Origin of the sequence: Mesorhizobium sp. M1312 (assembly GCF_040318115.1) — a bacterium.
GTDB lineage: Bacteria > Pseudomonadota > Alphaproteobacteria > Rhizobiales > Rhizobiaceae > Mesorhizobium.
Genome location: NZ_JAMYLQ010000002.1, coordinates 62,489 through 88,653 on the forward strand (window position 1 = coordinate 62,489; position 26,165 = coordinate 88,653).

At 60.0% G+C, this 26,165-nt stretch carries 25 protein-coding genes and 1 pseudogene; 8 read left to right on the forward strand and 18 right to left on the reverse strand.

Features of this window, described 5'->3' with window-relative positions; genetic code table 11:
• Window positions 1–83: 83 nt before the first annotated feature.
• The 4 genes from NKH36_RS03030 to NKH36_RS03045 all read right to left on the reverse strand — a co-directional run bounded on the left by NKH36_RS03030 (window position 84) and on the right by NKH36_RS03045 (window position 5,950).
• Window positions 84–878 carry a hypothetical protein gene (locus tag NKH36_RS03030; protein WP_352959910.1) on the reverse strand — a complete coding sequence of 265 codons (795 nt, stop codon included), beginning with the start codon at window positions 876–878 and terminating at the stop codon, window positions 84–86.
• Window positions 879–1,246: 368 nt separating this feature from the next.
• Window positions 1,247–3,073, reverse strand: coding sequence for a hypothetical protein (locus tag NKH36_RS03035; protein ID WP_352959911.1), 1,827 nt, complete (start codon window positions 3,071–3,073; stop codon window positions 1,247–1,249).
• A gap of 185 nt (window positions 3,074–3,258) precedes the next feature.
• Entirely contained in the window at window positions 3,259–5,733 is a 2,475-nt protein-coding gene (locus NKH36_RS03040; RefSeq protein ID WP_352959913.1) for a phage tail length tape measure family protein, read from the reverse strand.
• The gene (locus NKH36_RS03045) at window positions 5,717–5,950 is read right to left on the reverse strand and encodes a hypothetical protein (RefSeq protein WP_352959915.1); all 234 of its coding nucleotides are present in this window, start codon (window positions 5,948–5,950) and stop codon (window positions 5,717–5,719) included. The genes NKH36_RS03040 and NKH36_RS03045 overlap by 17 nt, the downstream gene beginning before the upstream one ends.
• A 59-nt stretch (window positions 5,951–6,009) precedes the next feature.
• Between NKH36_RS03045 and NKH36_RS03050 the strand changes: the two genes are divergently transcribed.
• On the forward strand, window positions 6,010–6,819 hold the full coding sequence (locus tag NKH36_RS03050; RefSeq protein WP_352959917.1) for a DUF4145 domain-containing protein: 810 nt from the start codon (window positions 6,010–6,012) through the stop codon (window positions 6,817–6,819).
• 105 nt (window positions 6,820–6,924) lie between these two features.
• Here the strand turns inward: NKH36_RS03050 and NKH36_RS03055 are convergent, their stop codons facing one another.
• The 6 genes from NKH36_RS03055 to NKH36_RS03080 all read right to left on the reverse strand — a co-directional run bounded on the left by NKH36_RS03055 (window position 6,925) and on the right by NKH36_RS03080 (window position 11,034).
• On the reverse strand, window positions 6,925–7,506 hold the full coding sequence (locus NKH36_RS03055; RefSeq protein ID WP_352959919.1) for a hypothetical protein: 582 nt from the start codon (window positions 7,504–7,506) through the stop codon (window positions 6,925–6,927).
• A 620-nt stretch (window positions 7,507–8,126) separates the two neighbouring features.
• Entirely contained in the window at window positions 8,127–8,801 is a 675-nt protein-coding gene (locus tag NKH36_RS03060) for an HK97 family phage prohead protease (RefSeq protein WP_352959921.1), read from the reverse strand.
• Window positions 8,785–8,934, reverse strand: a complete 150-nt coding sequence (locus NKH36_RS03065; RefSeq protein ID WP_352959923.1) for a hypothetical protein — start codon at window positions 8,932–8,934, stop codon at window positions 8,785–8,787. Before NKH36_RS03065 ends, NKH36_RS03060 begins: the two co-directional genes overlap by 17 nt.
• Window positions 8,931–9,533 carry a hypothetical protein gene (locus tag NKH36_RS03070; protein WP_352959925.1) on the reverse strand — a complete coding sequence of 201 codons (603 nt, stop codon included), beginning with the start codon at window positions 9,531–9,533 and terminating at the stop codon, window positions 8,931–8,933. Before NKH36_RS03070 ends, NKH36_RS03065 begins: the two co-directional genes overlap by 4 nt.
• Window positions 9,533–10,042, reverse strand: a complete 510-nt coding sequence (locus NKH36_RS03075; RefSeq protein ID WP_352959927.1) for a hypothetical protein — start codon at window positions 10,040–10,042, stop codon at window positions 9,533–9,535. The genes NKH36_RS03070 and NKH36_RS03075 overlap by 1 nt, the downstream gene beginning before the upstream one ends.
• 221 nt (window positions 10,043–10,263) lie before the next feature.
• Window positions 10,264–11,034 carry a hypothetical protein gene (locus NKH36_RS03080; RefSeq protein ID WP_352959929.1) on the reverse strand — a complete coding sequence of 257 codons (771 nt, stop codon included), beginning with the start codon at window positions 11,032–11,034 and terminating at the stop codon, window positions 10,264–10,266.
• 208 nt (window positions 11,035–11,242) lie between these two features.
• Here NKH36_RS03080 and NKH36_RS03085 point away from each other — a divergent pair, with 208 nt between their 5' ends.
• Window positions 11,243–11,704: a phasin gene (locus tag NKH36_RS03085; RefSeq protein ID WP_352959931.1), complete on the forward strand. Its 462-nt coding sequence runs from the start codon at window positions 11,243–11,245 to the stop codon at window positions 11,702–11,704.
• Between the two features lie 109 nt (window positions 11,705–11,813).
• Here the strand turns inward: NKH36_RS03085 and NKH36_RS03090 are convergent, their stop codons facing one another.
• From NKH36_RS03090 to NKH36_RS03110, 5 genes are all read right to left on the reverse strand, one after another.
• Window positions 11,814–12,023: a hypothetical protein gene (locus tag NKH36_RS03090; protein ID WP_352959933.1), complete on the reverse strand. Its 210-nt coding sequence runs from the start codon at window positions 12,021–12,023 to the stop codon at window positions 11,814–11,816.
• Window positions 12,024–12,040: 17 nt separating this feature from the next.
• A complete protein-coding gene (locus NKH36_RS03095; protein ID WP_352959935.1) occupies window positions 12,041–12,790 on the reverse strand; it encodes a hypothetical protein in 750 nt (249 codons plus the stop codon).
• On the reverse strand, window positions 12,777–13,121 hold the full coding sequence (locus NKH36_RS03100) for a hypothetical protein (protein ID WP_352959937.1): 345 nt from the start codon (window positions 13,119–13,121) through the stop codon (window positions 12,777–12,779). The genes NKH36_RS03095 and NKH36_RS03100 overlap by 14 nt, the downstream gene beginning before the upstream one ends.
• Window positions 13,122–13,219: 98 nt before the next feature.
• Window positions 13,220–13,417, reverse strand: a complete 198-nt coding sequence (locus NKH36_RS03105) for a helix-turn-helix transcriptional regulator (RefSeq protein ID WP_352959939.1) — start codon at window positions 13,415–13,417, stop codon at window positions 13,220–13,222.
• 136 nt (window positions 13,418–13,553) lie between these two features.
• Complete coding sequence (locus NKH36_RS03110) at window positions 13,554–14,699, reverse strand: tyrosine-type recombinase/integrase (RefSeq protein WP_352959941.1); 1,146 nt, start codon at window positions 14,697–14,699, stop codon at window positions 13,554–13,556.
• A 340-nt stretch (window positions 14,700–15,039) separates the two neighbouring features.
• On the opposite strand from NKH36_RS03110, the pseudogene NKH36_RS03115 reads away from it, so the two are divergent.
• The 6 genes and pseudogenes from NKH36_RS03115 (at window position 15,040) to NKH36_RS03140 (ending at window position 21,640) form a co-directional block, all read left to right on the forward strand.
• Window positions 15,040–15,587 (forward strand): annotated as a pseudogene (locus NKH36_RS03115) (histidine phosphatase family protein).
• A gap of 1,139 nt (window positions 15,588–16,726) precedes the next feature.
• Entirely contained in the window at window positions 16,727–17,008 is a 282-nt protein-coding gene (locus NKH36_RS03120; protein WP_352959943.1) for an acyl carrier protein, read from the forward strand.
• A 53-nt stretch (window positions 17,009–17,061) separates the two neighbouring features.
• Complete coding sequence (locus NKH36_RS03125) at window positions 17,062–18,249, forward strand: beta-ketoacyl-ACP synthase (RefSeq protein WP_352959945.1); 1,188 nt, start codon at window positions 17,062–17,064, stop codon at window positions 18,247–18,249.
• Window positions 18,250–18,269: 20 nt separating this feature from the next.
• Entirely contained in the window at window positions 18,270–19,541 is a 1,272-nt protein-coding gene (locus NKH36_RS03130) for a beta-ketoacyl-ACP synthase (protein WP_352959947.1), read from the forward strand.
• A gap of 37 nt (window positions 19,542–19,578) precedes the next feature.
• Window positions 19,579–20,607: a zinc-binding dehydrogenase gene (locus tag NKH36_RS03135; RefSeq protein ID WP_352959949.1), complete on the forward strand. Its 1,029-nt coding sequence runs from the start codon at window positions 19,579–19,581 to the stop codon at window positions 20,605–20,607.
• Window positions 20,608–20,644: 37 nt separating this feature from the next.
• Entirely contained in the window at window positions 20,645–21,640 is a 996-nt protein-coding gene (locus NKH36_RS03140) for a lipid A biosynthesis lauroyl acyltransferase (RefSeq protein WP_352959951.1), read from the forward strand.
• Between the two features lie 279 nt (window positions 21,641–21,919).
• On the opposite strand, the gene NKH36_RS03145 is transcribed toward NKH36_RS03140, so the two are convergent.
• From NKH36_RS03145 to NKH36_RS03155, 3 genes are all read right to left on the reverse strand, one after another.
• Window positions 21,920–22,699, reverse strand: a complete 780-nt coding sequence (locus tag NKH36_RS03145) for an ATP-binding cassette domain-containing protein (RefSeq protein WP_352959953.1) — start codon at window positions 22,697–22,699, stop codon at window positions 21,920–21,922.
• A complete protein-coding gene (locus NKH36_RS03150) occupies window positions 22,692–24,947 on the reverse strand; it encodes an ABC transporter permease (protein WP_352959955.1) in 2,256 nt (751 codons plus the stop codon). The genes NKH36_RS03145 and NKH36_RS03150 overlap by 8 nt, the downstream gene beginning before the upstream one ends.
• Window positions 24,948–25,030: 83 nt before the next feature.
• Window positions 25,031–26,113: a substrate-binding domain-containing protein gene (locus NKH36_RS03155; protein ID WP_352959957.1), complete on the reverse strand. Its 1,083-nt coding sequence runs from the start codon at window positions 26,111–26,113 to the stop codon at window positions 25,031–25,033.
• Between the last annotated feature and the right edge of the window lie 52 nt (window positions 26,114–26,165).

A 26,165-nucleotide genomic window follows, 5' to 3' on the forward strand; every position in this document is an offset into this window, starting at 1 on the left:
GATACCGCGGCATCCTGCTCTCCTCTGACGAGAACAGGATAGGAATATAGTCCTTAAGCGGTCAAGCCCCTTCCCTTACACGATTACGCTGCCAAATCAGTGGCTCGAGCCTGCATGTGGATCTTGAGCGCCATGAGTTCGGGATCAGACGGGATGTAGGGTAGGTGGATATAATCCGCCAACTGCCCGACAAAGCGTTCTGTGGCGCTGGCGAAGTAGCCTAGACGATAGGCGTTTATGTCGCTTGGCGCCGCGCCTGGTGTTCCCGTGATTGCAGCCGATACCGATTCCGTCCCGAGCAGATCGTGGATCGTCACCAGGTTGTTCGTCCAGTCGTAGACGCCGGCCGCAGCCACCCATCCCCCAATACGAACTGGGCTGAAGATCGAAACAATGGTCACGGCATCGGAGGCTGTGCGCTGTGCTCTTGCCTGCGGAGCGCCGGAAGCATCTTCCCGGAGTGCAGCCCGACCGCTGGCACCGTTGAAGGCAGCCGCGAGAATTTCACGGGGCTTCGCGCCGACAAAGGCATCGGTCACCTTCCACAGCCCAGCGAAGGTGTACTGGCCCGTGTTGAGTGCCCCGAAGCCCAGATTGTTCAACGAATACCCGGTCGGGGTAGCGGCAAGAGTTGGATCAAACTTTGCAACATTGACGCCGTTCACCGCCTCGACGATGGCGTAATTCATGTTCGACGGCGCACCATACAGCCCACCGTCGATCATGTTGACGAATTCGTTGACTTCGCCGGCTTCAATCGTGACGCTGTCGGCGTTCAGCCTGACGCCCCCAGGCGGCACGAGCCGGAACCTCGCAAGAGTCGGCAGTCCGGTCGGCGCAATGGCATCTTTATTCAGATGGGTCTGGCGAGTGCTCATATGAAAGTATCCCTGAAGTTAGTCAGATCAATCCTGTCGGCGTTGAAATTGTAGAACATCGCATAGCCGCCACGGGCGCCGCTGCCGCGCCAGTAGGATACTCTCGGAGTTAGAACCTCCTTGACTGTGGAGCTTTCCCAATACTGCCTTGCGTGACCCTCTGGGCGGGCGATCTTCCCGTCCGACCGGTCGATCTCTAACTCATCCCAATCATCGACACCTTGGCGTGTGCAGAGCAAGACGTCGCCGTAGGTTCCCCACCAGCGAGTTGCGACGATTTCCGTTGGACGATCGGTAAGGCACGCGCCGGCAATGTAGCTGGATGACCCAGAACCCGCCACATATTCGCCGTTGAGAGAGACCTCCTCCTATATCTTGCCGCCACACCCACAGACGGTTTCGATAGTGGTGCTATCGGCTACCGGATTGTAAGTGGCGATCTTGTAGTCCCCAGCGAAAGAAGCCAGGCCGACGGTCGGGAAGTCGGCATAAAGGAAGCGCACCAAGCCGTCATCGTACTCGCGGGCATCAAACAGCCGAAGCCGGCGATCTCCCGTGGCGGTGTCGATCACGGTCACGTCGGCATCATCGAGGATGTCGATGGGCGTCACCTCGGCGCGGATGTCGGCAGAGATCACGGTGCCATCGCCGGCAACCAGCGACCAGTCCCACAGCAGTTTGGCCAGGGTGACCTTCTTGGCGCCGGTCACGGTGGGGTGCCGAACGCAGGCGAGCCATGTGCCGGTCCCATCCAATGCCGGAACCGTAAGGAAGTAGGCGCCGTCGCCGCCGATCTTGTCGTTATAGTGAGTCCACGAAGCCATGGTCCCGGCTGGATCGGCCGAGAAGAACGACCAGATACCCGTGTCGAAGCCGCCGATACGGTAGCAGCCGCGAAGCTCATTCGGACTGGCTCCGTTCCACCACAGCTGGCCATAGCTGTGGAAGTCGCCTGGAACGGTCGGCGTCTGCCCAACCAAGGTGAGGTCGGCGGGGTTTAGTGTCGTGGACCGCCAGAAACGCGACCATTGCAGACCGCTATGGTCACTTTGAAAGGCAACCAGCTTCACGGGCGCGGCAGGATTCGGGTGCGAGAGGATGGCCGGCCTGTTGTGGTCGTCCACCGCACCGCGAGCCGCCCAGACGCCTGACCCTTCCTCGGAGTAGCCTATGAGCACCTTCTTGGCACTTGCCGCATACGCTTCGCGGTAGCCGATCCACAGCGGTCCGTCTCGCCCGACTAGGCCAGTACCGTTATCTACAAGTGGCCCTTCCGATTTTCCGACCGATCCCCACATTTGGTTTCCATCGTCATCCTCGATGGTGCGCGGCCAAACCCACTGCGACCACATCTCATTGGGACTGACGAGATAATTGGAACCGTCAGCATAGGCGGTCGAAGCGCCGCCCGATGAAGCGCTAGGCATGTCGTCTTCATGCAGAGGCAGCATGAAGCGGATTTGACCTGTGGCCTTGTCAACGAAGCCCACGACGACGCCAGCATAAGTAATGACTGCATCAGCTCCGGCATTGTCGCCACCGGTAGCCGTTTCTGCGATAGCCTCGACTTCGTCTTCAAGCGCCTGCACCAATCCGGTTACAGCGCTCGGCGACGTTGTTCTGACGATTACGAGGGCAGTCGTGCCAACGGTGATTGGCAGCGCCGTTTGCACCGCCCACGTCTCAGCAGCATGTGTGCCGGCATCGACGTCAAAGCGTGCGCCGACTATTTCGTCTGCCGCGTCCATATCAGTCGAGCGGGCAGCCGCGCCGGAAGCCGGAACGATATAGACACCATTCTCCGCTGGAGCAGTCTGGCCGGTAAGCGCGACTCGATCGCCGGTAGCCAGCGTCAGCGCGTCAAGCGTGTCACCATTCTCAAGAGCGGACGCAATGACGACATTGGTCGTTACAAGCAGACGCACCGACTGCTTCGGCGGCTTAACCCCGCTAAGGGCCAGCGCCTCCACCTCGTCAACGCGTTCGTCTAAAGCTTCTACTTCCGCAGGAAGGCCGCCGACGTTATCCTCCAGTGTGTCGAGGCGGCCAGAAGCCAAGTCTACTTGGCCTTGGATCACGGCGCCGGCTAGGCGCACATCAGACTTAAGCGGTTTATGGGCGCCGCTAGACGGAACGCCGTCGGTAACATAGTCGCGCCACGCGGTGTTGAACGCTGCGGCTACTTCATTCGCCATTCGTTATGGTCCTTAAGGAAAAAAGGCCCGCGAAACGCGAGCCCTTTAAGAAAATCCGGCATGCCGGTAGTGCTGTTAGTCAGTCGAATCCGGAGCCATCATCGAATGTGCTGCCATCATCGAATGGCGTGCCGGCGTAGTCGGTTTCTTCTGGTTCTGGGTCTGGGTCGTGCATAGGGTTCCTTTTACATCTGCCGCGATTGTGCCGAGGCGATATAGCCGCTCATGTTTTTCTTTGTTTCTTTACCAGCGCGCTGGACAGAAGCTTGAACAATGCCTGGAGACGCCTTCCGGATGCTGTCTTGCGAAACCGACTCTACAAACGGGGTCAGATTGCCAACACTGTCAGCCGAAACGCCGACAGTGATGTGCATGTTTCCATTGCCACCGCCGTTGCCGCCAACCGTCGGTCCGCGAAGGTCGACAGGAATACGACGGCCGTCAGGAAGCGGGACCGCAGCCTCTGGTCCAGCCTCGCCGAAGATGGCCGCCGACTTCGATACGCCACCTCGAGCGAACGTCTTCATTGGCTGCTTTTTGCCGCCAGCGTAGACGCCACCATCCTTGGCAAACAGGAAACTGAAAATGCCGCCGAGGAGACCGCCGCCACCGCCTGGCGTGCCCATGCCATCGAACAGTGCGCTTAATCCTATTTCGAGGAGCTTGTCGGCAACCTTGTTCAGCGCGTTGGACAGTGCTTCTGTGGCCGACTTGCCGTCCTTCATATCCTGAATGAAGCCGCCCAAGATTTCCTTGCCGAACGCCGAGGACTCTTGCAGGGTTAGTGACAGTTGCTCCTGGCTTGCTTTGAGTTGGTCACCAGCCGTCGCTGCCCTCGCATAGTTCTCTGCAAGCGAGTCGATCTTTGCGGCCAACTCAGGCGTGACGACTACGCCAGCCTTCTTGGCTTCATTCAGCAGTTTCTGCTTTATTGCCGCTTTTTCGACAGCAAAGCCGTAGTCATTAACCGCAGGATTCAGCCTAGACTGAGCTTCGAACTCTGCGTTTAGCAGGTCGATGCGCGCCTGAATCTGATTGATATCGCCGGCAAAGACGCCTTCTGGCGTCATCTTTGGCTTGCCGCGGCCCCCGGATGTCGGCGCATTAGCGCGATTCTGCGCGTATGAGATGGCGTCGTTGACCGTAGCGCCTCCGCCCAAAATGGTCGGATTGGCCTTGATCGATGCCGCAGAGATCAGCCCAGCCAGCGGAGTACCGCTAGATGCCGAAAGCACCTTGGCAGCGTCTCCCGCGCCGAGGAAGTGCGCCAACTGCAGCGCGGCTTCATCGACATGCACGCCGGCCGTCTGCAGAACCCTAGCATTCTCGCGCGCGTAAGCCTCAATAAGCGAGCGACTGACGTTGCCATCCTTGCGGAGTGCCAGGATAGCACCGCGGGTCATGCCCTCAGCGCGATCGGGGAAATACCGCTTAAACAAATCCAGCCAGGTGGACTCGATGAACTGCCCAGCGCCGGTTGCCGACGAATTCGGGTTTTTGGCGCTGTTGTTTCCACCACTCTCGGCGCTGACTACCCGATCAACAAAACTCTCAATCGCGCCGCCAGCCTTATCGAGTTGAATTTCGAATTGCGACTTGGTTTGGCTAGCGTCGAAGTCCAGTTGCTGCTGCGGGTTAAGGAAGTTTCCGCCACCGCTAGTTAGCGGCGACAAGGTGCCGAGGGGCGCATTCTTGTAGAACTCACGAAGTGCATCGTCGGCCCGAAGCTGTTGACCGGCCTTCGCGGCCCGCTCGAATTCGTCAGCCATGTGGCCGATCGCATCCGCCATATCTTTGGCGGTCTGGATATGTGTCGTCTGGTACAGCGCAGTGAGGGCAGCCTGCACAGCCTTCATGTGTTCGACCGCTGAAACGCCTTTATCGACGTCTGCCGACATGCCAGCAAACGCCGTCTGCAGTTTCAGGACGTTCCCGTCTAACTGGCCGCTTGCCTGTAGCTTAGCCAGCAGGTCAACCAGTTCAACGTTGATGTCTTTTATTTTGGCTCGTAGTGGCTCGTACTCGCCAGCCACCGCAGCGTCGATCGCGCCCTTGATGTCCTGCTCGTCTGCGAGCTTCTTACGCTCGTCGTTGTAAGCCTTCAGCGCGGGAAGCGCGTCGCCCCACTTGTCTGCGACCTTGCCGATAAGTTCGGCCTGCTCCTTAAGCGTCTTCTCTGATGCTTCGCTATCGGACAGCATCTGCACAAAGTATTGAACCGCTGCGCCGCCCAATCCGATGATAGCGAACGTCGCCAATGACACAGGATTGACCATAGACGCAAAGGCGCCACCGAGGGCGCGCACAGCGCCACCAGCGCCGCCTCCTGCCATGCTAAGGGCTTGCGTAACTTGGCTGCCCTGCTGGACCATGATGGTGAACGGAGACGTGCCGCTAGCCAGACCCATGGCAATGTCGTTAAGCTGGAATGACAGGTTTGTTACGGCTGAGCTAGTCTGCCTTGTTGATGCCGTTGAAAGCTTGTTGGCGCGCTGAAAACTCTTTGCTACGTTGTCATTAGCGCGCGCAAAGTCGCCGTCAATCTTGTTGGCTGCGCGCTCTGCGCTCTTTGCGATAGCCGCCGCCTGCTTCTCAACTTTGGCTTGACTCAACTCAATCTGAACGACAAGCCGCGCGAGGTCTTCAGTGGTCGCTGCCATTGGCGCCACCCTGCTCGATGCTGACCGCACCGCCGCTGAAAACCACTGCAGCTACGGCAAGCGCCGCGGCGATGTCAGACGCCTCTATTTCATCGAGCAAGCCGCGGGCCAGGGCATTGATGGCGAGTGAAGCCTGAATGGATCCCGAGGTCGGCTTGGTCTGCTTGCGGACGCGGCTGTGCGGTCGCGCGGAGGCGCGTTGGTTAGTTTTGGTCAATTGTTTTTCCTTTTGAGGAAGTTCGCGATAGGCTTGGAGGTCCGAGTCGGGAGACATTAATGCGCGGAAAATACATTTCACCAACAACCCGATTGACCGCATTCAACTGCCCACATTGCGGAGTTCTTACCACTCAGTACTGGTATCGAGCGTTTGGGGGTTCGATAGACACCGAATCCAAAACGCCGAATATATGGAGAGCAGAAGCAGACGAAAAAGCGTTCGATTACATGGAGGTCGAAGAGAGGCGAATATTGCTTGAATGGATTAAGAAGGCCTCTGTAGGATATCCATTCTTTGAGAATACATCCGACTACTCCAAGAATCTCGCTTACAATGTCCACTTCTCCATGTGCTACGAATGCGACAAAATCGCAGTTTGGATCCATGACAAACTGGCATGGCCCAATTCAAACGAAGCAGCTGAGCCCAATCCAGACCTGCCTGACGACGTGCGCGCCGATTACGAAGAGGCTGGTCTAGTCCTAAATACCTCGCCACGAAGCGCTGCAGCGCTTCTCAGGCAGGCGGTACAACGGCTCTGCGTGCACCTCGGCGAAAAAGGAAAGAACATCGACGGTGACATTGCCGCGCTCGTTCAAAAGGGTCTCGACAAACGCATCCAGAAGGCACTCGATGTCGTTCGAGTGATAGGCAACAATGCGGTGCATCCGGGACAAATTGACCTGAAGGATGATCGCGCGACCGCGGAGAAGCTCTTCGGCTTGGTCAATTTGATCGCGGACGCGCTGATTAGCCAGCCGAAGCATATCGATGCGATGTTTGATGACCTGCCTGAAGGTGCCAGGCAGGCGATTGAAAAGCGAGATGCGCCGAAGCAGATTGAGGACAAGAGCGCCGGTAACTAGGGAGGATGGTATTGCCGATGCGCTCTAGGGGTGTTCTATTTGACCAATGGTATTCCGGAGGGAGCAATTATGGGCGGCGACAAGGATAAGGACTCTGACAAGTCGTCAGAAAAACCCGACGATAGCTGGACAAATACCGGACGGGACCGCGAAGAGCAAAAAGACGTGACACGCGATAAAGACGAGCGCCGCGACAGGCGCGGCTAGACAGCCTAACCATATTGCCCGCTTCAGATGTTCGGCTTTCTTATCGTTTGATGCGTCGTTGATTTTGATGGCTTTGGCCATCGTTTCGAATCGCATCTTCGCAAACAGCAAAGCCTCACCGCCGCCGCCTTCTAACAGTGGTTTCCACTGCGAAATTGCATCGGGGATCCCGGCTCCAACCCGATATCTGCGGGTTTGAAGCGCGAATGCGGCGTAAATTGACGACAAGAAAAAGAGTGCCGCCAGGATAATCGCAGAAATGCCGGAGCACGCATTCGGCGCGACCTGCGCAAAGACATAAGCTGCCAGCGCAGATCCAAGTGCAATCGTAGTAGTCAGCATCCAACGAGCTTTGTCGTCAAGCACGGAATAAAGTTCCCGGCTCGCGGCTAACTGCTTTTCATACTCCATCGTTGCTAGCGCGATGTTTTCAGGATTGGCTTTGCGCCAGTCGACTTCAGTTCTTTTATCGGCGTCCATTATGCAGCACCGTTCGAGTCAGCTTAGCGCTGGAATGTGTGAACATCGCAGATGGCTCCATGTAAAACTACCGAAAATACTTCGCAGCGGGATCGTCATCGTCATCCGCAGGTGGCGACCATCCGACTTTTGAGAAGTCTGCTGGCGTGGCGCCAAGGGACTGCAGGCAAAGCCGCAAGAGGTTCATGCCAGACACGCCGAGAAATCCTCGCGAAAGCGGCCGCACAAGTAAGCGGTGATCCCCACGATTGCGCGGTGGCTGGAATTGAGCCAGGGCATTGTATCCGCCACCTCATCCCATGCCTCTTTCGCATAGTCGGTCAGCCAATCGTACGGTTCCCCGATCGGGCCAAGTGCACCAAGCTTTGGCTGGTTATGCGTCTTGCGAAACCGTTCCGGATGACGCGTTGTGTATCCTGTCAGAACAGCTTTTTCGAGCGGAATACGCGGTCGTGGCATTGAGGTAGACCCCCATATTTGGAATAGGAATTCTGTACGCAAAGCGGCACGCGCGGTACGTGGTTTTGAAAGCTGGCAAGACTCGATGGGGGGGGGTGCGCCCCTTCGGTCTCTAGGGTGTTCCAGGTCCACACCGGTCGCCAAACTCGGCGCCATCGCTATTACAGATTTTCCCCTCGCGTGCGCGCAAGCGCGCGAGGAAAACGTGCATACGACCGCAACTGCGCAGCTAGTCTGCCCAAGCCGACGTCTTCAGCAGGCACAGCCTCAGCAGCCGACAGCGAGCGAAGCGCTGCCTGCATCTTCGCGTAGGCGCCGTCCAAGGCCACCGCAGCCACAGACTCCTTCACGGTCGATACGCGGGCAAGGTTGTTGCTTGGCTCGTCCACCAGGCTGACTTCCAGAAGATTGATCTCCTCGAGCCAGCGCTTGGTGTTGCCGCTGCCAGGTGACGAGCGCTTAACGCGGAAGCCAATCGACAGACCGTCTAACGCGCCACCCGCCATAAGGGACAGTATGCGCCTGCCGTAGTCGGTATTAAGCGCGAGCAACCTACCTTCAACGTAAAGGCCTTTCGCGTCCTCACGCATCATGGTCCAAATGCCAATTGGAAGGTCATCGCCCGTGAAAGGGTTGCCACTGCTGCCGTGCATTAACATCATCTTTGGCAACCGTCCGCGAGCGCGCCATTCGCCTAGCGAAGCCTTAAATGCTCCATGCATGATGATGTCTTTGTGGCTGTCTAAAATGCCGAAGACAGCGCCGTAACCGCTGAAAACGCCGGTCTGCGAATTGATGTCAGATGGCGCGAATTTTACGTCACGCCGCTCGGTCATTGCGCTTGCTCCATCTGCGAAGTGCACTCACGATCTTCTCGGCGGTCGCGGTGTCCGCGAGTTTTTTTGGCACCTTCACATCGTACTGGTCAGGCTCGTCGGTGCGAGCGTGGGTGTTTTCGATCGCGGTCACTCAATGTATCCTTCCGGCAAATCGGCCTTTTTGATGTGGCCAAACCGCAAGGCATAGCGGAGCGCGTAGGCAGCGTGATCGGTTCGGTGGTGGGGATGGCCGAGAAGGTCGCGGCCGAAGTCCTGCAGCCCGCCTGTATCAACGCCTGCGCACTCCAGCCTCCGCTTCATATGGCCAAAACGGCTATGCACAGCGATTGCTTTGACCATGTGTTGGTAAAACTCCTTCGCCAAAGCGGCCTGTTCGGGCTGGAATTCGGCTACGACGAGCTGGCTCGCCTTGATCCGTTCCTCACGGATCAAAATCGCCAGTTCATGGAGGGCATCATTGATCAGCGATCGGCGTTTGGCGACGGCAGCCATGCGGTCGCGTGTATCCGCTGGAGGTTCGTATGCAGATCCGGAAATCAGCGCGTCAACTTGGGTCTTGCGGTCATCGTCGCGTCGCGCCGCTGCAGTCTCGCGGGCAATCTGGCGTTGCTCTTCATCGAGCTTGGCGTGCTCAGCAACCAGGTTCACCTGCCTGGCCAGGAGGTCGCGCAAATTCGCCGAGGTGTCTTCCGGTGTCGGAACCGGCTTTTCGGGATTGATATTAGCCATTATGCGACTCCGCGTTCGTCGGGCAGCAGTTCGCGCGCAATAGAGGCGAGTGCCGAGAATTTGATTTTGGTGAATTTGCTGAGGCCGTCGGTCTTGGTTTCCCTCGCTGCATAGCGACTCTCACCGATCCACGCGGCTTGTTCGTTGTGCGCGACTAGGATGGTACCGTCGCGCATATCGAAATCGTCCCGGTAGCGCCAACCGACACTCGACTCTATGAGGTCCGTGATTTCGTCTTCCGGTGTCAACTGGCCTTCGCCAGCGCGATAGTTGAGCGCGCCGAGGATCTTCTCAGTCTCGACGGCTTTGCGAATGCTGGGCGCTGTGAGGGCCAGGACGATGCGTGCAATGGCTCGCGGCGTGACAGGCGGCGCGACTGGCCGCGCCGACGCAACACGTTCTGCGACTTTCAGACTTTGAATTACCTGCCGCACAAATGGCTTTGGCAGGCCGAGATGTTCGGCGAAGACGTCAACGACGTCCCGCGCCAAAACCTTTGGCGTATTCATTTTTTTGTAATCCGATTATTAGAGGTCAAAATAAGAAGCCGCACGCCCGAAGGCGGCGGCTTGTTGCAGGTTTAGGCTGCAATTGGTCCCGCCTGTGGTACTTCCACAATGACGGGTTGCCGGCGCGCTGGCGACGCTGACCGGCGAAGCCGCTGCGCATGGGATCGCTGCGGCTTGTCTCTCATAGTTACCCTTCGGGGCGCAGATTTGAGTATAGGCAACTACGCGGCTTGCCGTCGGCTTGTCCAGTAATGGTCTACGGCCTTCATTCCTCGCATCACAAGCACGCGGCCCGCGGCGCCAGCGCCTTGTCCCGCGCCCTCCCGCTTGCCGATGTCTTCTAGACGGTCGCCGTCGACGACAGCCGCCTCAAAGGACTCGGCTAACCATCCGAGTTCTGCCCGCAAAGCCCAAAGCTCGTTGGCTGAATCCATCCGGTCGAGAATTGGCCAGTCGCCGTTCCAGACCTTCGGCACCTTCCGCGCCCTTTGCATGGGCTGATCTGGATCCGTACGCAGGCCGTGCCGCGGGATGCTGTTCGGCTGTGGGTGGCGCTTTCCGCTTACTTGCTTAGGGCCTTTGTCCTTCAGATCGCCTGTGCTTGCATTCAAGTCGGTACGGTGCATTAGAAAAATATCATCTCCAAGCTCATGCCCGAGCAGATCAACAGGACTATTGGCGCGGTCAAAAACGTCGCGATAACGTTCCGCCAACGAAAGGCAGTGATCCAAGCCATCACGGCGCAGCACCTTTGCTAATGGCCAGTTGTCATTGGCTGAGTCACGTAGATCACCGCCCACATACCAGGCCAACCCGGACGCAATAAACTGCTCTGGTGACGGGCCATCGCCTGGCCGATAAACAGCCTTTCCCTTGGGGATTGCCAACTTCCGAGGAGACCATTCGATCTCCTCGCCTTCCGGCTTTCTACGATTGTCGTTGGCAGGAATGCCGGCCTCACGGGCGAGGCGCTCGAGTTGCTTGAAGGACATCTGGATTCCCCATGAAAACCCTTCGCCAGAAGGGTCGATGAACCGGCCAGGCCGGCAGTCCGTTTCCGCAAAAGCGCGGGACGGTGGGTCAAAAATCATGGTGCAGCGCAACAAACGTGTTGCATTGCACACAAACTTCCGTTAGGTAATGCTAATACAAATGCGAAGGCTTTTTAAAAGCTGCCCCCCCAAACGAAGGATGGAAACGATGTCCAAGACCACTGAAAAGACCGCTGAATTTATCGACAACGCGTACCCCGCTTTTGATGCATCCAAGGCTATTGAGCAGGTCAGTGCTTTCACAGAAAAGGGCGTCGAGCAGTCGAAAGAAGTTCTCGCCAAATTCAAGGCTGGATCCGAGACGACCCAGAAGGCTTTCGAGACGAGCATGGAAACCGCCAAAGCCGCCTCCAGCGATCTTTCGCTGAAAACAATTGCCGTTCTGCGCGCCAACACCGAAGCCGGCTTTTCGCATTTCGAAGCCCTGATCGGCGCCAAGTCCCCCTCCGAATTCATTGAACTGCAGACCGCCTTCGTCCGCAAGCAGGTTGAAAGTGCTGTCGAGCAGGCAAAGGATTTCCAGACCGTCGCCTCCAAGGCGGCCGAGGACGTCTCCAAGCCGATTAAGACCGCCTTCGAGAAGGCGATGAAGGATCTCAAAGTCGCCTAGCTTTTTCTGGGGCGGAGCCTTTGGTCGATAGTCGGACGGGGGCGTCCCGTTGAGTTATCGGCCATGGGCACTCTGTTGTCGGTGCCAATGGTGATGGTGCGGGCTGTGTTCATGCTGCCTCTCCCATTTCGTCCTCCACAGCGTTCTTGACCACACGTACGAAACCGCCATCGTGGTAGTGCAGCAGAAGTTTTGCCCGACGACCTACAAGTTCCTCTGCCTTTTCGAGTGAATCCTGATTTATGGCCACAGCCTCGAGTAGAGCGCCAAGAACCTTCTGCCCGTCCGCCTGCTCTTCAGCATCATCGCTGTTCGTCACGATGAGGACGTCCGACGCTATGCCGCAATCGGTGATGAATTCGCGATCAACACAGTGCCGCTGCCACCGTCTTCGGGCTCGAATGGTTCCGTCTCGGCCGCGGTTATCGTCACCCACTTCTCAACATCCGGAAAGACTCGGAAGTCGATCGAACCATCTTTCTTTCTAAGGGGTGCGGCACCCGACGTGGCGTAGCCAAACGGCGGTGTGCCAGCACACCTATCGTAGGAACCCGTAGGTTCCACGTAGGTTTGGGGTGCGGATTCCCGCGTAGGTACACCGGTTAGGTACGCGAATTTCCGCGTAACAATGTCTCGTAGTGGCGCGGATTTCCGCATAGGTAGGTTTTCATTGCTAGCTACGCGATTATCAGCGTTGCTAGCTGGATTTTTCTTTTTGCGCTTTTTACGTGCGGCTGCGCGGGATTCAATCTCAGATCTAATCTCGGCTGCTACTTCACGTACCCATTCGAAATTGAAGGTATATGTGTTGCCGCGGGTGCCTGTGCCTTGGTCGACAATCTGTGCGAGCCGAATATCCTGCAGGCGGCGAAGTGACTCCTGTACGCTGCGTATAGGACGGCCAGTTTCGCGAGATAGGTGGCCAGCGCTCGACGGGAACGTGACGCCATCCTTCTTCTTATAGCGGTCTATCAATTCCAACAGAACGGTGATGTCCGTGCCATTCAAGGGCGGCTCAGCGCCCTTTGATGCGTAGAGGGCAAGCTGGAACTGGTCGAGAGACCCGACGTCCTTAGTGGGTGTCATTAGCGCGTGCCTCCTTCGCGGCACGCCACTCATCACCAAGTTCCAAGCACGGCTCGAATATTGGCCGCCCGTCTTTGGTACGATCGATTTCACGGATCACGCCGGCATCGAGCAGGCGCCGGATAGATGCACACATCGTCCGGCGGGTGGACTTGAAATCGCGCGCCAGGCGATTGGTCGAGAGGATGCAGTGACCTTTACGAGCCCATTCGTCCGCGACGATGAAGGGGATACGGAAATCATGTCTGCCGATGCGTAGGAGGTTTGTTGAAGCCGCGGTGTAATCAATCATTCGCTGAATCGTGGATTCAGGCAGATCTTCGATTTGCATCTCGATTCCTTGTGGGGAAGAGAGTTTCTTAGGCAATGTTAAGAGGACGCGCCGCGGCGATGCTCGCTGCGCCAAGGGTCATCTCTGAAAGGGCTTGGTCATGCGGCCACCCTCGCCGCAATGCGGGAATCAATCCATTGGTCGAGTTCCCGTTCGAGAAACCCAATACGCCTATCGCCAAGCGGAACGGCCCGCGGGAAGTCGCCCGCCTTCCGCAAGCGCTTTATGAATGTGAGCGATAGCGACGTGCGCTTCATCACCTCGCGGATTCCAATCAGTCTGTTGTTGTCGTTCATGCATCCTCCGAAAAAAGTTCTTGACAGGGTTTTCAGCTTGTGAGAGAAGGGGGCGTGGTGGGAGAATCTGAGCGCCGCTTTAAGCGCGTCTCGGTTTATAGGCGTTTTCGCCTTGCGTGTCAAGTTGCTTGGCCCTCTATGGCCTATTTTGCGCCAAGCTCTCGCAATGATCCGCCCAAGCCTCCATCATCTCGCGACGCCTCTCTAGCACGTCGGAGCGCGCATACGCCCGCTGCACCTTGCTGCGTTTCTCGTGCGCCAGGGCGGGCTCTGCCAACTCGTCTGGATATCCATGGTCTTGCGCCCATGTGCGGAATGACGTCCTGAATCCGTGCACCGTGAATTTGCCAGTCACCTTCGCAAGCAACTTTGCCATTGCAACTTCGCCGATCGGTCGACCTCGCCGCGCGCCCTTGAATACAAGTCCGTCGCCCGCCTCGCCAAGCGTTGCGATGGCTGCCTCGGTGAGCGGTATGCGGTGCTCGCGCGGCTCCTTCATCCGCGAAGCCGGGATAATCCAAACCTTCGCATCCATGTCGATCTCCGACCAGTCGGCGAAACGTACCTCTGCGGTTCGGTTGGCATTCAGGATAAGGAACCGCAGCGCACGCCCGGCCGCTGTATCAGGGATGCTGGCGAAGAACTTCGGCAAATCAGCGTACGACATGGATTCATGGTTGCCTGCCGCAGCTTGCACCCCTAGCGCCTTCTCGCGGGCCTTTGCGTCCAACCGTGCCGGGTTCGGCCCCGTGCGAAGCTCCATATCGGTAGCAAGCTCAAGCACTGCGGCGATGCGATCGAGCGTCTTTTTCGCTGTCTCTGCCTTTGCGTGCCATATCGGCTTCAGAACGCGCACAACATCGGCCCTGCGAATCTCGTTAACGGGCAGCTTTCGCAATCCTTTAGCGTGCACCTCGAGCGATGACTTCCAGCCGATCTCCGTCTTACCGCCTCGCCATTGCGGCGCGTGGTCCTTTATGTACTCGTCCGCGTAGTCGCCGAACAAAGGGACGCGCTTGTCGCCTTGCCTAAAGGATGCTTCCCTGAATGGATCCTTTCCGGAATGCAGAAGCTTGCGCACTTCGTCGGCCTTTTCGCGCGCACCAGCCAGGCTCACAGCGTCCAGCGGGCCGAGACCCATCTCCCGTCGACGGCCATGACGTTGGTAGATGAACACCCAATACTGCTTGTCGCCGCGGGGCATCAACCACAGCCCGCCACCATCGCCGATTCTGCCCTTTGCGGCCTTCACCATTCCGGCTGTTAGCTTGTAGCGCGCCATTGTCTCTTCCTAATTCCTTTCCTAATCTTAGTAAGGCATAGGCCAAGACGGACCAAAAGACAACAAGAGGGAAACACAATTTAAAATCAGGGCATTAATCAACGTCTACCTCTTGCCGAGTGCCCCCTACGGCCCCTTACGGCCTGGTGCGCGGCCCCGATGAGTGGAGACATTTTTCTCCTGATAGGCGAGCCAGGATTGCAGCGCAATCACCCCGCCTTACGAAGCGGTCTATTCTCGCAAACAGCCGGGATTGGTCGTGCCTTGTTTTTCAGCCGGCTTTGCCGTCCCTATATGCGGTCACCGGAACCCACCTCCGGTGACCGGAAAAGGACGTCTGATGCTTCGATTTGTGCTGGCGCTATTGCTGCTCGTCATTCCCGCGTCGGCCCATGCGACTGAAGCCGGCTGGGCGCTGTTGCGCGACGGCGGACATGTGGTGCTGCTTCGCCATGCCATGGTCACCGGCACCACCGATCCGGCGAATTTCGACATCGAGAAATGCGCGACCCAGGTCAATCTCTCGGTGCGCGGCAAGCAGCAGGCGCGCAAGATCGGCGCGCTGTTCGCCGCCCGCGCCGCGCCCATCGAGCGCATGCTGTCCAGCCGCTATTGCCGTGCCTCGACACGGCCCGCATCGCTTTCAGAGCGGAACCCGAACCGTTCGCCCCGCTTGACCTGCTGAAGACAGACGCGAGCGAGAAAGCCGCCCAGCTCGAGGCGATCATGAACGAGATCCGCGGCTATTCCGGTTCCGACAATGTGGTCATGGTCACCCATCTGGAGAACATCATGGCGCTCACCGGCATCTCGCCGCGCGAAGGCGAAGCCGTGATCGTCGAGCTGCAAGGCGACGGCCTGCGTGTTCTCGGCCGCGTCAGCTTCTAATCTGCGCCGGAGTCGGTTGAAGCGTTCGCTAGTGGTGAAAATCCAACGCTGGTATCCTAAGCGGAATACCGGTTCCGACCCTTCTCTGCCATTTATTCGGAGAAAGTTGAAGGGGAAGCCGTGCCCCGTTGCGGTCTTTCAGTTGCGAGCGTCGCTTGCTGGATCTGCGTTAGTCAGTCGGAGGCCAATGGTATTTTTAATAGAACGCTAATATACATAGACGTCCGAACGAGCAGCGGCTGCCAAATACTTGAGGAATGCCATGCGAAGATTAATCTTCACGGCAATGTGTATCACCACCGCGACAGCCGCTAACGCCCACGATTGGTACGAAGACAAGGTTGACCCACAGACGAAATTCAAGTGTTGCGGTGGTTCTGATTGCCGCGCCATACCTCGGTCTTCGGTGCGGTCCAGGATAGACGGTGGTTACACTTACTTGCCGCATAATTTCATCATCCCACGGGACCGTGTACAGGAATCCCCGGACGGCCAATACCATATCTGCGAGAGTACCTATGTCGTAACTAATCAGCTTTATTGGCGTTGCTTTTTCGCACCTCGTGTCAATGTCTCTCTACTTCTCCCACGTTAATGATTACTGCGCCTCGCGGCCGGAATCGATATCGGCAAGGTGTGTAGCTGTGGCAAATTCGGTCGCGCCGCTCGCTGCCCTGAACGGCCGTTCGCGTTCGCTACACCGGAAAGCATCCGGCCCCCGAAAGCACGATGCCGTGGCTGCGCTCAAGATGGTTCGTCATCCCCCTCCCCGCCGGTTTCCGCCAGACCGTGGCTGTCCGCTGCGCCAAGCTCCAGCCCGTAGATGAGCTTCAATTGGCCGATCGTTTCCAGGGTCGCCGGGAAAACGGCGTCTGGCCTTCGAAAACACGATGCCCTCGATGACGTCACCCAGGCTCATGTCGCGTTGTTCGGCCAAGGCCCTGAGCACCTTCACGCAATGAGCAGAGATGGGATGGTTGCGGCATATCGCCGGGAGGTTCCGGCGACCCCTATTGCCCTGGCAGAACAGCCACCCCATCTGCGCCCGGCGTATCAGGCCTTTTCCTGCCCGGAAAAACCGATTAGACAGCGCGCAAACACATGCGGACAGATTCCGCCCGCAACCGAAGGAAAAGCCCTTGTCCACCACGTTCGACAAAGTCGCCAAGATCATCGCCGACACCAGTGAGATCGATATCGACACGATCACCCCTGAAAGCCACACCATCGACGATCTCGGCATCGACAGCCTCGACTTCCTCGACATCGTCTTTGCCATCGACAAGGAATTCGGCATCAAGGTGCCGCTGGAAAAGTGGACGCAAGAGGTCAATGACGGCAAGGTCTCGACCGACGATTACTTCGTCATGAAGAACCTGTGCGCCAAGATCGATGCACTGGTCGCGGCCAAGAACGCCTGAAATGGTTCGTCCTCAAGCCTGACCCATAACAGCCGCCCCATGAACCCTCGCCCATGAGCCCCCACCACGTCGTCATATCAGGCATCGGCCTTGTCTCTTCGCTGGGCGAAGGTCCGGATGCGCATTGGCGCAAACTCGTCCAGCCCGGCCTGGAACCGGTGCTCGAAGCCGCGCGCTTCTCGCCCTACACCGTCCACCCGCTGCCGGAGATCGACTGGAACCTTCAGATCGCCAAGCGTGGCGACCAGCGGCAGATGGAAACCTGGCAGCGGCTCGGCACCTACGCCGCCGGCATGGCGCTCGACGATGCCGGCATCAAGGGCAATGACGATCTCTGCACGACCATGGACATGGTGGTGGCTGCCGGCGGCGGCGAGCGCGACGAGGCGGTCGACGCCGACATTCTCGCCGCGTCCGAAAGCCGCAACGACCGCGACGTGCTGCTCAACGAGAAGCTGACCACCGAATTGCGGCCGACGCTGTTTCTGGCGCAGCTTTCCAACCTGCTCGCCGGCAACATCTCGATCGTCCACAAGGTGACCGGCTCGTCGCGCACCTTCATGGGGGAGGAAGGTGCCGGCGTCGCCGCCGTCGAGACAGCCGCCGCGCGCATCCGCTCCGGGCAATCGACGCACATACTGGTCGGCGGCGCCTTCCAGACCGAGCATTCCGACATGCTGCTTGGCTATGAACTGGCCGGCTACCTGCATCGCGGCCCCTGGAGACCGGTCTGGCAGAGACAGGGCTTGGAAGGTGGCGGCGTGGTGACTGGATCCGGCGGCGCGTTTCTCGTCCTGGAACAGCGCGAACATGCGATCAGCCGCGGGCGAAAGATCTATGCCGAACTCGGCCCGGTCATATCCGGACGCGCAAAACGCCGGCAGGGCGAACTCGATGCCGAGATTGCCGCGCTGCTCAGGCAGGCGGCATTGCCGAACGGCGAGTTGCTGACGATTTCGGGCGCTTCGGGTGCCCATACCGCTACCGCTGCCGAGAAATCGGCGCTCGACGCCAATCCGGCGATTGCCGCGCGCGGCTTTTCGACCCTGACCGGCCACATGAAGGAAGCGCAGTTTCCCTTCGCCGTGGCGCTGGCGGCACTGGCTGTCGAACGCAAGGCCGCCTACCCGGCCTTCGATGCCGCCACCGAGAAACCGTTCGACAGCGTTCCCAGGACCGTCCTTGCAACGGCGATCGGCTATCACCAATTCGAGGGCTTGGCGTTGGTCAACGCCGCCTAGAGGGTGTCAGGGATAAAAATATGGCCAATCTGAACGACCACATGGGCAGGCCGATCGTCGCCGTCACCGGTATCGGCGTGGTGACGTCGCTGGGCGTCGGCAAGGCCGATAATTGGGCAGCGCTCACCGCGGGCAAGTCCGGCATCCATCCGATCACCCGCTTTCCGGTTGACCATCTGAACACCCGCATCTCCGGCATGGTCGATTTCCTGCCGTCGAGCTCCAAGGGCGCCAGCCTTCTTACCTACGATCTCGCCGAGATCGCCGCGCAGGAAGCCGTGGCCGAAGCCGGCCTTAATTCGGGCGATTTCGGCGGGCCGCTTTTCCTCGCCTCGCCGCCGGTCGAACTCGACTGGAGCGAGCGCTTTTCGCTCTACAATTCCGACAAGCACGACATCGGCGCCGAACGGCTGCTTCGGGTGGCGCGCGGCTTGAAGGAACTCGACGTCTTCGAGACCACCCAGTTCGGTTCGATCGCCGACCGGCTCGCCGACCGCTTTGGGACGCGCGGCCTGCCGATCACGCTGTCGACGGCCTGCGCCTCGGGCGCTACCTCGATCCAGCTCGGCGTCGAGGCGATCCGCCGCGGCGAATGCGACAGGGCGCTGTCGATCGGCGCCGACGGCTCGGCAACGGCCGAGGCGCTGATCCGTTTCTCGCTGCTTTCCGCACTCTCCACGCACAACGACATCCCCGAAAAGGCGTCCAAGCCGTTCTCCAAGGACCGCGACGGCTTCGTGCTGGCCGAAGGCTCGGGCGCGCTTGTGCTGGAATCGCTGGAGGCCGCATTGGCCCGCGGCGCGACCGTCCTCGGCATCCTGCGCGGCTGCGGCGAGAAGGCCGACGATTTCCACCGCACCCGCTCGAAGCCGGACGGTTCGCCGGCGATCGCCGCCGTTCGCGCCGCCCTCGCCGATGCAGGCCTCAGCGAAGACGAGATCGATTATGTCAACGCCCATGGCACATCGACGCCGGAAAACGACAAGATGGAGCACCTGTCGCTGTCGACCGTGTTCGGCGAGCGGATCGGCTCGATGCCGATCTCGTCGAACAAGTCGATGATCGGCCATACGCTGTCGGCGGCCGGCGCCGTCGAGGCCGCGTTTTCGCTGATGACCATGCGCGAAAGCGTCATCCCGCCGACCATCAATTACGACAATCCCGATCCGGCGATCGTGCTCGACGTGGTGCCTAACCAGAAGCGCAACGCCGAGGTCGGCACGGTGCTGTCGAACTCCTTCGGCTTCGGCGGCCAGAATACCTGCCTTGTCATGGCGCGGGAACCAGTCTAAGCGAGCCTTTTCCCGCTCAACAGAACCGACAGGCTCAATGCGCGCATTGCAACTTATCGAGGATCGCCGCCTTGAAACGGTGGACCTGCCGCCTCCGCCGCAGCCTGCACTGGGCGAAGTGACGCTGCGCATCAAGGCCGTGGCGCTCAATCATATCGACGTCTGGGGCTGGCGCGGCATGGCCTTCGCCAAGCGCAAGCTGCCGCTGGTCGTCGGCGCCGAAGCCTCCGGTGAGGTCGAGGCGGTCGGCCCCGGCGTTTCCAGCCTTGTACCCGGGCAGCTGGTCTCGATCTACGGTGCGCGCACCTGCGGGCTTTGCCGTGCCTGCCGCGAAGGCCGCGACAATCTCTGCGAACATGTCTCGGGCGTTCACGGCTTTCATCTCGATGGCTTTGCGCAAGAGAAGATAAACCTGCCGGCGCGCTTGCTGGTCCCTGCCCCTCCCGGCGTGACGGACATTGGCGCGGCCGTCGCGCCCGTCACCTTCGGCACGGTCGAACACATGCTGTTCGACAATGCCAAGCTGCAGCCCGGCGAAATCATCCTCATCCATGCCGGCGGCTCGGGCATCGGCTCCGCCGCGATCCAGCTCGCCAGGAAAATGGGCTGCACCGTGATCACCACGGTTGGCTCGAACGACAAGATCGACAAGGCGAAGGCGCTTGGCGCCGACCATGTCATCAACTATCGCGAAGACCGTTTCGAAGGCGTCGTGCGCAAGCTGACGAAGAAGAAGGGCGTCGACGTCGTCTTCGAGCATGTCGGCGCCGACACCTTTGCCGCCTCTATGCTGTGCCTGAAACGCGGCGGCCGCCTGGTGACCTGCGGCTCGACTTCGGGCGTGTCGACACAGATCAATCTGATGCAATTGTTCCAGCAGCAGCTGAAGCTGCTCGGCTCCTTCGGTTGCCGCATGGAAAACATGGCAGACGCCATGCAGAAAATGGCGGCAGGGCTGGTTTCTCCGGTTATCGACACCGAAGTCGGCTTCGGCGACATCGAGGCCGCGCTGAAGCGCATGGAAGGCCGTGACGTGTTCGGCAAGATCATCCTGCGCGTCGGCTGACCGTGATGTTGCTGTCTAAAAACATCATGGGCTAGGAATGGTCGGCAACGCCTTCAAGAAGCTCCGCCGGGACTTGGCGTTCCGCCACGGCCGGCGGCTGCGCCAGTTCAACTACTGGCTGCTTGCGCGCCTTGCGATGACAATGATCTGGGTGCTGCGTCTGCTGCCAGTCGACAGCGCGCTCAATTTCGCCGACCGCGCCGCCCGCCGCATTGGTCCGTGGGTGGGACGCCACAACGTCGCCATCGCCAATCTGCGCAACGCCTATCCCCAGAAGAGCGACAGCGAGATCCAGGCCATCGCGTCCGACATGTGGGGCAACATGGCCCGCCTCGCCGCGGAATACATTTTTCTCGACGCCCTGTTCGATTACGATCCCGCCGCGACGAAACCAGGCCGCGTCGAGGTCAAGGGGGTCGAGCACTTCGTGCATATCGCCGAGGAACGGAAGCCGCATATCATCTTCACCGGGCATCTCGGCAATTTCGAACTGCTTCCGGTGGCGGCAGCCACTTTCGGCATGAACATCACGGCGCTGTTTCGTCCGCCCAACAACCCTTACCTTGCCGACTACATCCTCTCGACGCGCCGCTCGACCATGGGCTCGCTTCTGCCCTCCTCGACCGGTGCTTCATTCGCGCTGGCGGCCATTCTGGAGAAAGGCGGCAATATCGGCGTGCTCGTCGACCAGAAATTCTCGAGCGGGCTCGAAACGACATTCTTCGGCCGCCCATGCGAGAGCAACCGGGTTTTGGGCACTCTGGCGCGGCACTATGACTGCGATGTCTATCCGGCGCGCTGCGTGCGCTTGCCGGGCAACCGCTTCCGGCTCGAGATCGAGGACAAGCTGAACTTGCCGCGCACCGCCGGCGGCAGTGTCGACGTCCACGGCACCACCCAGCTGCTCAACGACGTGGTCGAGCGCTGGGTGCGCGAGGATCCCGGGCAGTGGATGTGGTTTCACAAAAGGTGGGAGATCAGCGGCCCGCGCAGAAAGCGTCAACGGGCGAGACAGCGCGGCGAAGCCGCCTGAGCGGCAGGACAATGAGAGGCAGCGCAGGCGTGAAGCGATTGCCCTGCAACCGTGGGTAGTTTCGACTTGACAGGTGACGGCAGTTATGCTAGGAATTTATGCATAATGTTGATCTGCGCCAACGACCCGCCCGCTGAGGCGGTTTTTTGTTTCGGCCGGATCGCTCGATGGTGGCCTGACACCTTGTTTCAAGTTTCGGTCTTACGGCGCGGCAAGTTGGCACGTCCGAAATGAAAGGGTGTTTGACAGCCACGCCAGGAGAAAAGTGAACCTGACCGGTCAAAGTCTCGCCTCATCGGCCGTAAGTGCGTGCTCTCGCGTGCCGGAGACGATGATCTCCAGGACCTCATGCTCGTCGGTGTTTTTGATGTAACGATCGCCGACGTTCTCGCCGCGTTTCAGCACCATCACGCGGTCGCCCACAGCGAAGATGTCAACGAGGCGGTGGGAGATGATGATCTGGGCAACGCCCTGCTTTTTCAGTTCCAGCATGGTCTCGAGCAGCCGCTCGGTCGCCATCACCGAGAGATTGGCGGTCGGCTCGTCGAGGATCACCACGCGGGGCTGGAAGGAGATTGCGCGGGCAATCGCCACAGATTGCTGGCGGCCGCCCGACAGGCTCTCGACCTTTTGATAGACGGAGTTCACGTCGACCTTGAGCCGCTTCAGCACGCTGTCGGCTTCCGCGTACATTTTTCGCCGATTGACGAAAAGGCCGCTGCGCGGCCAACGGCCAAGAAAAATGTTTTGACCGACGTCCATATTCCCGCAAAGAGCGAAATCCTGGTAGATCATCTCGATGCCGGCGTCGCGGCTTTCGTGCGGGCTCTTGAAGTGCACCGGCTGCCCGGCGACGAAAACCTCGCCGGCGTCGCGCTGGTAGGCGCCGGTCAGGATCTTCATCAGCGTCGATTTGCCGGCCGAGTTGTCGCCGACGAGGCCCAGGATCTCGCCGGGATAGAGCACGAGGTCGACGTTGCGGAGCGCCTGCACCGCACCGAAGGCTTTTTCGATGCCCCGCATTTCTACGATCGGTGCAGGCGTGGTCGGGTCACGCATGGGTGGTCTCCGCCGTTCTTGTGCGCCGCGCGAGGCGCGCCCGCAGGCGGCCGAAGATGTTGGCCTGGCGCACCCAGATGTCGATCAGCACCGCCACAATCAGGATGCCGCCGATGAAGACGTTGATCCAGTGCTGCGGCATGGTGAAGCCCTGGACGTTGAGCTGCAGCAGCGCCCGGATCAGGGTGATCACCGCCGCCCCGGCGAGCGCCCCGATCACGGTGCCGTAGCCGCCGAAGATCGAACCGCCGCCGATGATCACCGAAGCGATGGCGTCGAGCTCGCGGAACTGGCCGGCCACCGGGTTGAAGCTGCGGAAGTAGGCGACGTTGATGATCCCGGCCATTGTCGCGCAGAGCGCCGCCAGCATAAGCGCGAGAAAACGCACCCGGTTGGTGTTGATTCCGGCATAAGCGGCGGCGCGAATGTTGCCGCCAGTCGCATAGACCTTCTGCCCGAACGGCATGTAGGCGAGCACGACGCCGGCAACGAGGGCGACGAATAGCATCCAGATCGTCTGGACGCTCACCACCTCGGCGATCGAGCGCAGCAGCCCGTCCGGCAGCGAGATGCGGTAGTGCAGCAGGATGTCGTTCACCTTGCGGCCAAGCAGGTTGTAGCCCTCGGGCCAGCCGGTAAGCTGCTGCCCGGCGACGAACCAGGCGGCGAGGCCGCGGGCGATGTAGAACATGCCGAGCGTGGCGATGAAGGCCGGCAGCTTGAAGCCGACGGTGAAGATCGCGTTGACGAGGCCGGCGCACATGCCCGCGAGCAGGCCCATCGCCACGGCGGTCACGGGGTCGGCGCCAAGGACCTTGAGAAAATAGGCGGCGGTGCTGCCGGCGAGGGCGAGCACCGCCCCGACGGAGAGGTCGATATCGCCGGCGGCGATGACGTAGGTGAGCCCGATGGTGATCAGCGCAAGCTCGGTGTAGTTGAGCAGGATCGCGAAGCTATTGGACAGGTTCCACCAGTAGTCCGGCCGGAGCGCGAGGCCGGTCAGCCACAGGAGCACGGTCAGGATGATGGCGAGCGCGTCGCGCCGGGCGAGGAACTTGCCGAACCCGGTGGCCGACAGCGCCATGTCGGTCGCCATTGCCCCCTTGGTCTGCACTCCCTCGATCGCAACGCCGCCGATCTCGTAGGCCGGTGGCGGCGGCCGGCCGCGGAGCCAGGCCCAAAGGCGCCCTGCCATCTGACGGCGGATGAGATAGGGCTCGATGAGCACCGCGACGACGAGCAGCAGCCCAAGGAACACCGGCACCGCGCCGACCGGCAGCGAGAAAACGGCGTTGACCGTGATCTCCTCGTCGCCGATCTTGATGGTGCGCGTGATCGGCCAGCCCTCGCGCAACACCTTGTCGAGCAGCACCACCAGCAGGGCGCCAAGGCAGGATCCGGCGACCCGGCCGCGGCCGCCGAGGATCGAGGCACCGCCGATGATCACGGCGGCAATGACGGTCAGCTCACCGCTGACGCCGTAGAGGGGCGTCACGCCCTTGTCCTGGGCAGCTGACATCAGGCCGGCTAGCGCCGCGCAGAGCGAGGAGATCAGGTAGGCTCGGATGCGCACCCAGTTGGTCGGGATGCCGGCATAGGACGCCGCCTGCTCGTTGCCGCCGGTGGCGAAGGTCTCGTAGCCCCAGCGCGTCTTGGCGAGCACATAGGCGCCGATCACGGCGACAACGACGAAGATCACGATCTGGTTGTTGAAGCCGAGGAGGTTGGTCTCGCCGAGGTGAAAAAAAAGCGGATAGCCGGTCGCCTTGGCAGGATAGTAGATCGCCTGGCCGTGAGTGAGCGCCAGCACGAAGCCGCGGCCGATGAAGAGGATGGTGAGCGTGGCGATGAACGCCGGCACCTTCAGGATGGTGACGAGCACGCCGTTGATCAGCCCGATCACCGTGCCGAGCAGCAGGCAGAGGACTACCGAGGGGACGATGCCGAGGTCAAGAAAACTCGGCGCGAACAGCCTGGCGAAGACGACGGCGACTAGGCCGTAAGTGGAACCGACCGAAAGATCGAGGTCCTTGTTGACGATGACGAAGGTCACTCCGACCGCGATGATGGCAACCCGCGAGGTGTCACGGAGCAGCGAGTGAAACGCCCCTGTTGAGCCGAAGAACGCGGGATTGACGAGAGCGCCGCCGAGATAGAGCAGCAAAAGCAAGGCAACGAGCCCCACCTCCCAGCCGCCGACAATCTGGGACGGCGCACGGCCGAGCGGTGTGGTCGCGGTAAGCGCCATGGTCTCTTCTGGTCGATTTCCCTGCTGCCGCATTGCGGGAGAGCCTGCGCCCTCCCGCAATGATTCAGACGTTCTGAGCGGACTCAGTTCTCGAAGCGCTTGCCGACGTTCTCGACGGTCTCCTTCGTCACCAGTTGGGCGCGTGTGTCGAGGTTGGACGCCGCAATACCGCGATCGATCTCCAGATAGAGCTGCATGACCGGCCAGAAGCCCTGCAAGAAGGGCTGTTGCCCGAGCGCGCCGGTCAGATCGCCGCTCTTCATCGCATCCTGCTGGGCCGGGCCGAGGTCGAAACCGTAGGCGCAGATCTTGCCGGTCAGTCCGGTCTGAGCGACGGCCTTGGCAAGCGCCGGCGTGAACACGTTATTGCCGGCGAACGCGCCAACGACGTCGCCGCGCGATTCGAAAAGCGTCACGATGCCGTTCACCGGGTCATTCGGATTGGTGTCGATACCGGTGTTCTCCGGACCCGCGTCGACCTTGAAGGCATCAAGCTTGCCGGCATCCTTCAAGCCTTTGACGATGGCGTTGAAAGCCGAAGTGACGCGGTTGTTCACCTCGATGTTGCCCATTGCGGTCGACGACGGCAGGACGATCGAACCCTTCTCGATACCCTTGTCCGCGAGGCACTTGACGAGCGCCTCGCCGGCGATTGCGGCTGCGGAGGCGTCCTGGCCGGTGTGGCCGATGCCGCTGCGGTTGAGGAGCGTGCCGTCAAAGGAATTGGTCGTAGCGACCGGTATGCCCTTCGCCTCGGCGGCCTTGACGATGTCGTTATAGGCGCCGACCTGGGGCGTTGTCATGATCAGCCCGTCGATCGTCGGATCCTGCACGATCTGGTTCAGGATTTCGATCTCGCGGGCAGGGTCGTCGGTCGGCGATTCCGAGCCGAGCAGCAGGACCTTGGCGCCGATCAGGTTGCCGGCGACGGTCGCGCCGACGTAGACCGGATCGAAGAAACCATTGCCGGCAGTGTGTGTCACGATAGCGAAAGTGAGGTGACCATCGGCCGAATGGAAGTCCTTGGTACCGGGGGCCTCCTTTGCGGCTTCTTCGAAGCTGTAGCCGCCGACCGCCTTATCGACGCCGCCCGATTGTGCGTAGGCGTTCGATACGCCGAGCGATAACGCCGCGGTACACGCCGCGAGCGAGAAAATACGTTTCATGATTTTCCTCCCTTGCAACCAACGGTCGGAAGCCGTTCAGGCGCATTATTCA

What these genes read in the sequence shown, in the direction of transcription:
- NKH36_RS03145 (WP_352959953.1), bottom strand. Translation starts at nt 22,699, where the DNA reads ATGCGTGACCCGACCACGCCTGCACCGATCGTAGAAATGCGGGGCATC.
- NKH36_RS03100 (WP_352959937.1), bottom strand. Translation starts at nt 13,121, where the DNA reads ATGCAAATCGAAGATCTGCCTGAATCCACGATTCAGCGAATGATTGAT.
- NKH36_RS03030 (WP_352959910.1), bottom strand. Translation starts at nt 878, where the DNA reads ATGAGCACTCGCCAGACCCATCTGAATAAAGATGCCATTGCGCCGACC.
- NKH36_RS03130 (WP_352959947.1), top strand. Translation starts at nt 18,270, where the DNA reads ATGGCCAATCTGAACGACCACATGGGCAGGCCGATCGTCGCCGTCACC.
- NKH36_RS03080 (WP_352959929.1), bottom strand. Translation starts at nt 11,034, where the DNA reads ATGTCCTTCAAGCAACTCGAGCGCCTCGCCCGTGAGGCCGGCATTCCT.
- NKH36_RS03085 (WP_352959931.1), top strand. Translation starts at nt 11,243, where the DNA reads ATGTCCAAGACCACTGAAAAGACCGCTGAATTTATCGACAACGCGTAC.
- NKH36_RS03150 (WP_352959955.1), bottom strand. Translation starts at nt 24,947, where the DNA reads ATGGCGCTTACCGCGACCACACCGCTCGGCCGTGCGCCGTCCCAGATT.
- NKH36_RS03035 (WP_352959911.1), bottom strand. Translation starts at nt 3,073, where the DNA reads ATGGCGAATGAAGTAGCCGCAGCGTTCAACACCGCGTGGCGCGACTAT.
- NKH36_RS03055 (WP_352959919.1), bottom strand. Translation starts at nt 7,506, where the DNA reads ATGGACGCCGATAAAAGAACTGAAGTCGACTGGCGCAAAGCCAATCCT.
- NKH36_RS03155 (WP_352959957.1), bottom strand. Translation starts at nt 26,113, where the DNA reads ATGAAACGTATTTTCTCGCTCGCGGCGTGTACCGCGGCGTTATCGCTC.
- NKH36_RS03095 (WP_352959935.1), bottom strand. Translation starts at nt 12,790, where the DNA reads ATGACACCCACTAAGGACGTCGGGTCTCTCGACCAGTTCCAGCTTGCC.
- NKH36_RS03040 (WP_352959913.1), bottom strand. Translation starts at nt 5,733, where the DNA reads ATGGCAGCGACCACTGAAGACCTCGCGCGGCTTGTCGTTCAGATTGAG.
- NKH36_RS03125 (WP_352959945.1), top strand. Translation starts at nt 17,062, where the DNA reads ATGAGCCCCCACCACGTCGTCATATCAGGCATCGGCCTTGTCTCTTCG.
- NKH36_RS03140 (WP_352959951.1), top strand. Translation starts at nt 20,645, where the DNA reads ATGGTCGGCAACGCCTTCAAGAAGCTCCGCCGGGACTTGGCGTTCCGC.
- NKH36_RS03075 (WP_352959927.1), bottom strand. Translation starts at nt 10,042, where the DNA reads ATGAATACGCCAAAGGTTTTGGCGCGGGACGTCGTTGACGTCTTCGCC.
- NKH36_RS03105 (WP_352959939.1), bottom strand. Translation starts at nt 13,417, where the DNA reads ATGAACGACAACAACAGACTGATTGGAATCCGCGAGGTGATGAAGCGC.
- NKH36_RS03050 (WP_352959917.1), top strand. Translation starts at nt 6,010, where the DNA reads ATGCGCGGAAAATACATTTCACCAACAACCCGATTGACCGCATTCAAC.
- NKH36_RS03070 (WP_352959925.1), bottom strand. Translation starts at nt 9,533, where the DNA reads ATGGCTAATATCAATCCCGAAAAGCCGGTTCCGACACCGGAAGACACC.
- NKH36_RS03135 (WP_352959949.1), top strand. Translation starts at nt 19,579, where the DNA reads ATGCGCGCATTGCAACTTATCGAGGATCGCCGCCTTGAAACGGTGGAC.
- NKH36_RS03060 (WP_352959921.1), bottom strand. Translation starts at nt 8,801, where the DNA reads ATGACCGAGCGGCGTGACGTAAAATTCGCGCCATCTGACATCAATTCG.
- NKH36_RS03110 (WP_352959941.1), bottom strand. Translation starts at nt 14,699, where the DNA reads ATGGCGCGCTACAAGCTAACAGCCGGAATGGTGAAGGCCGCAAAGGGC.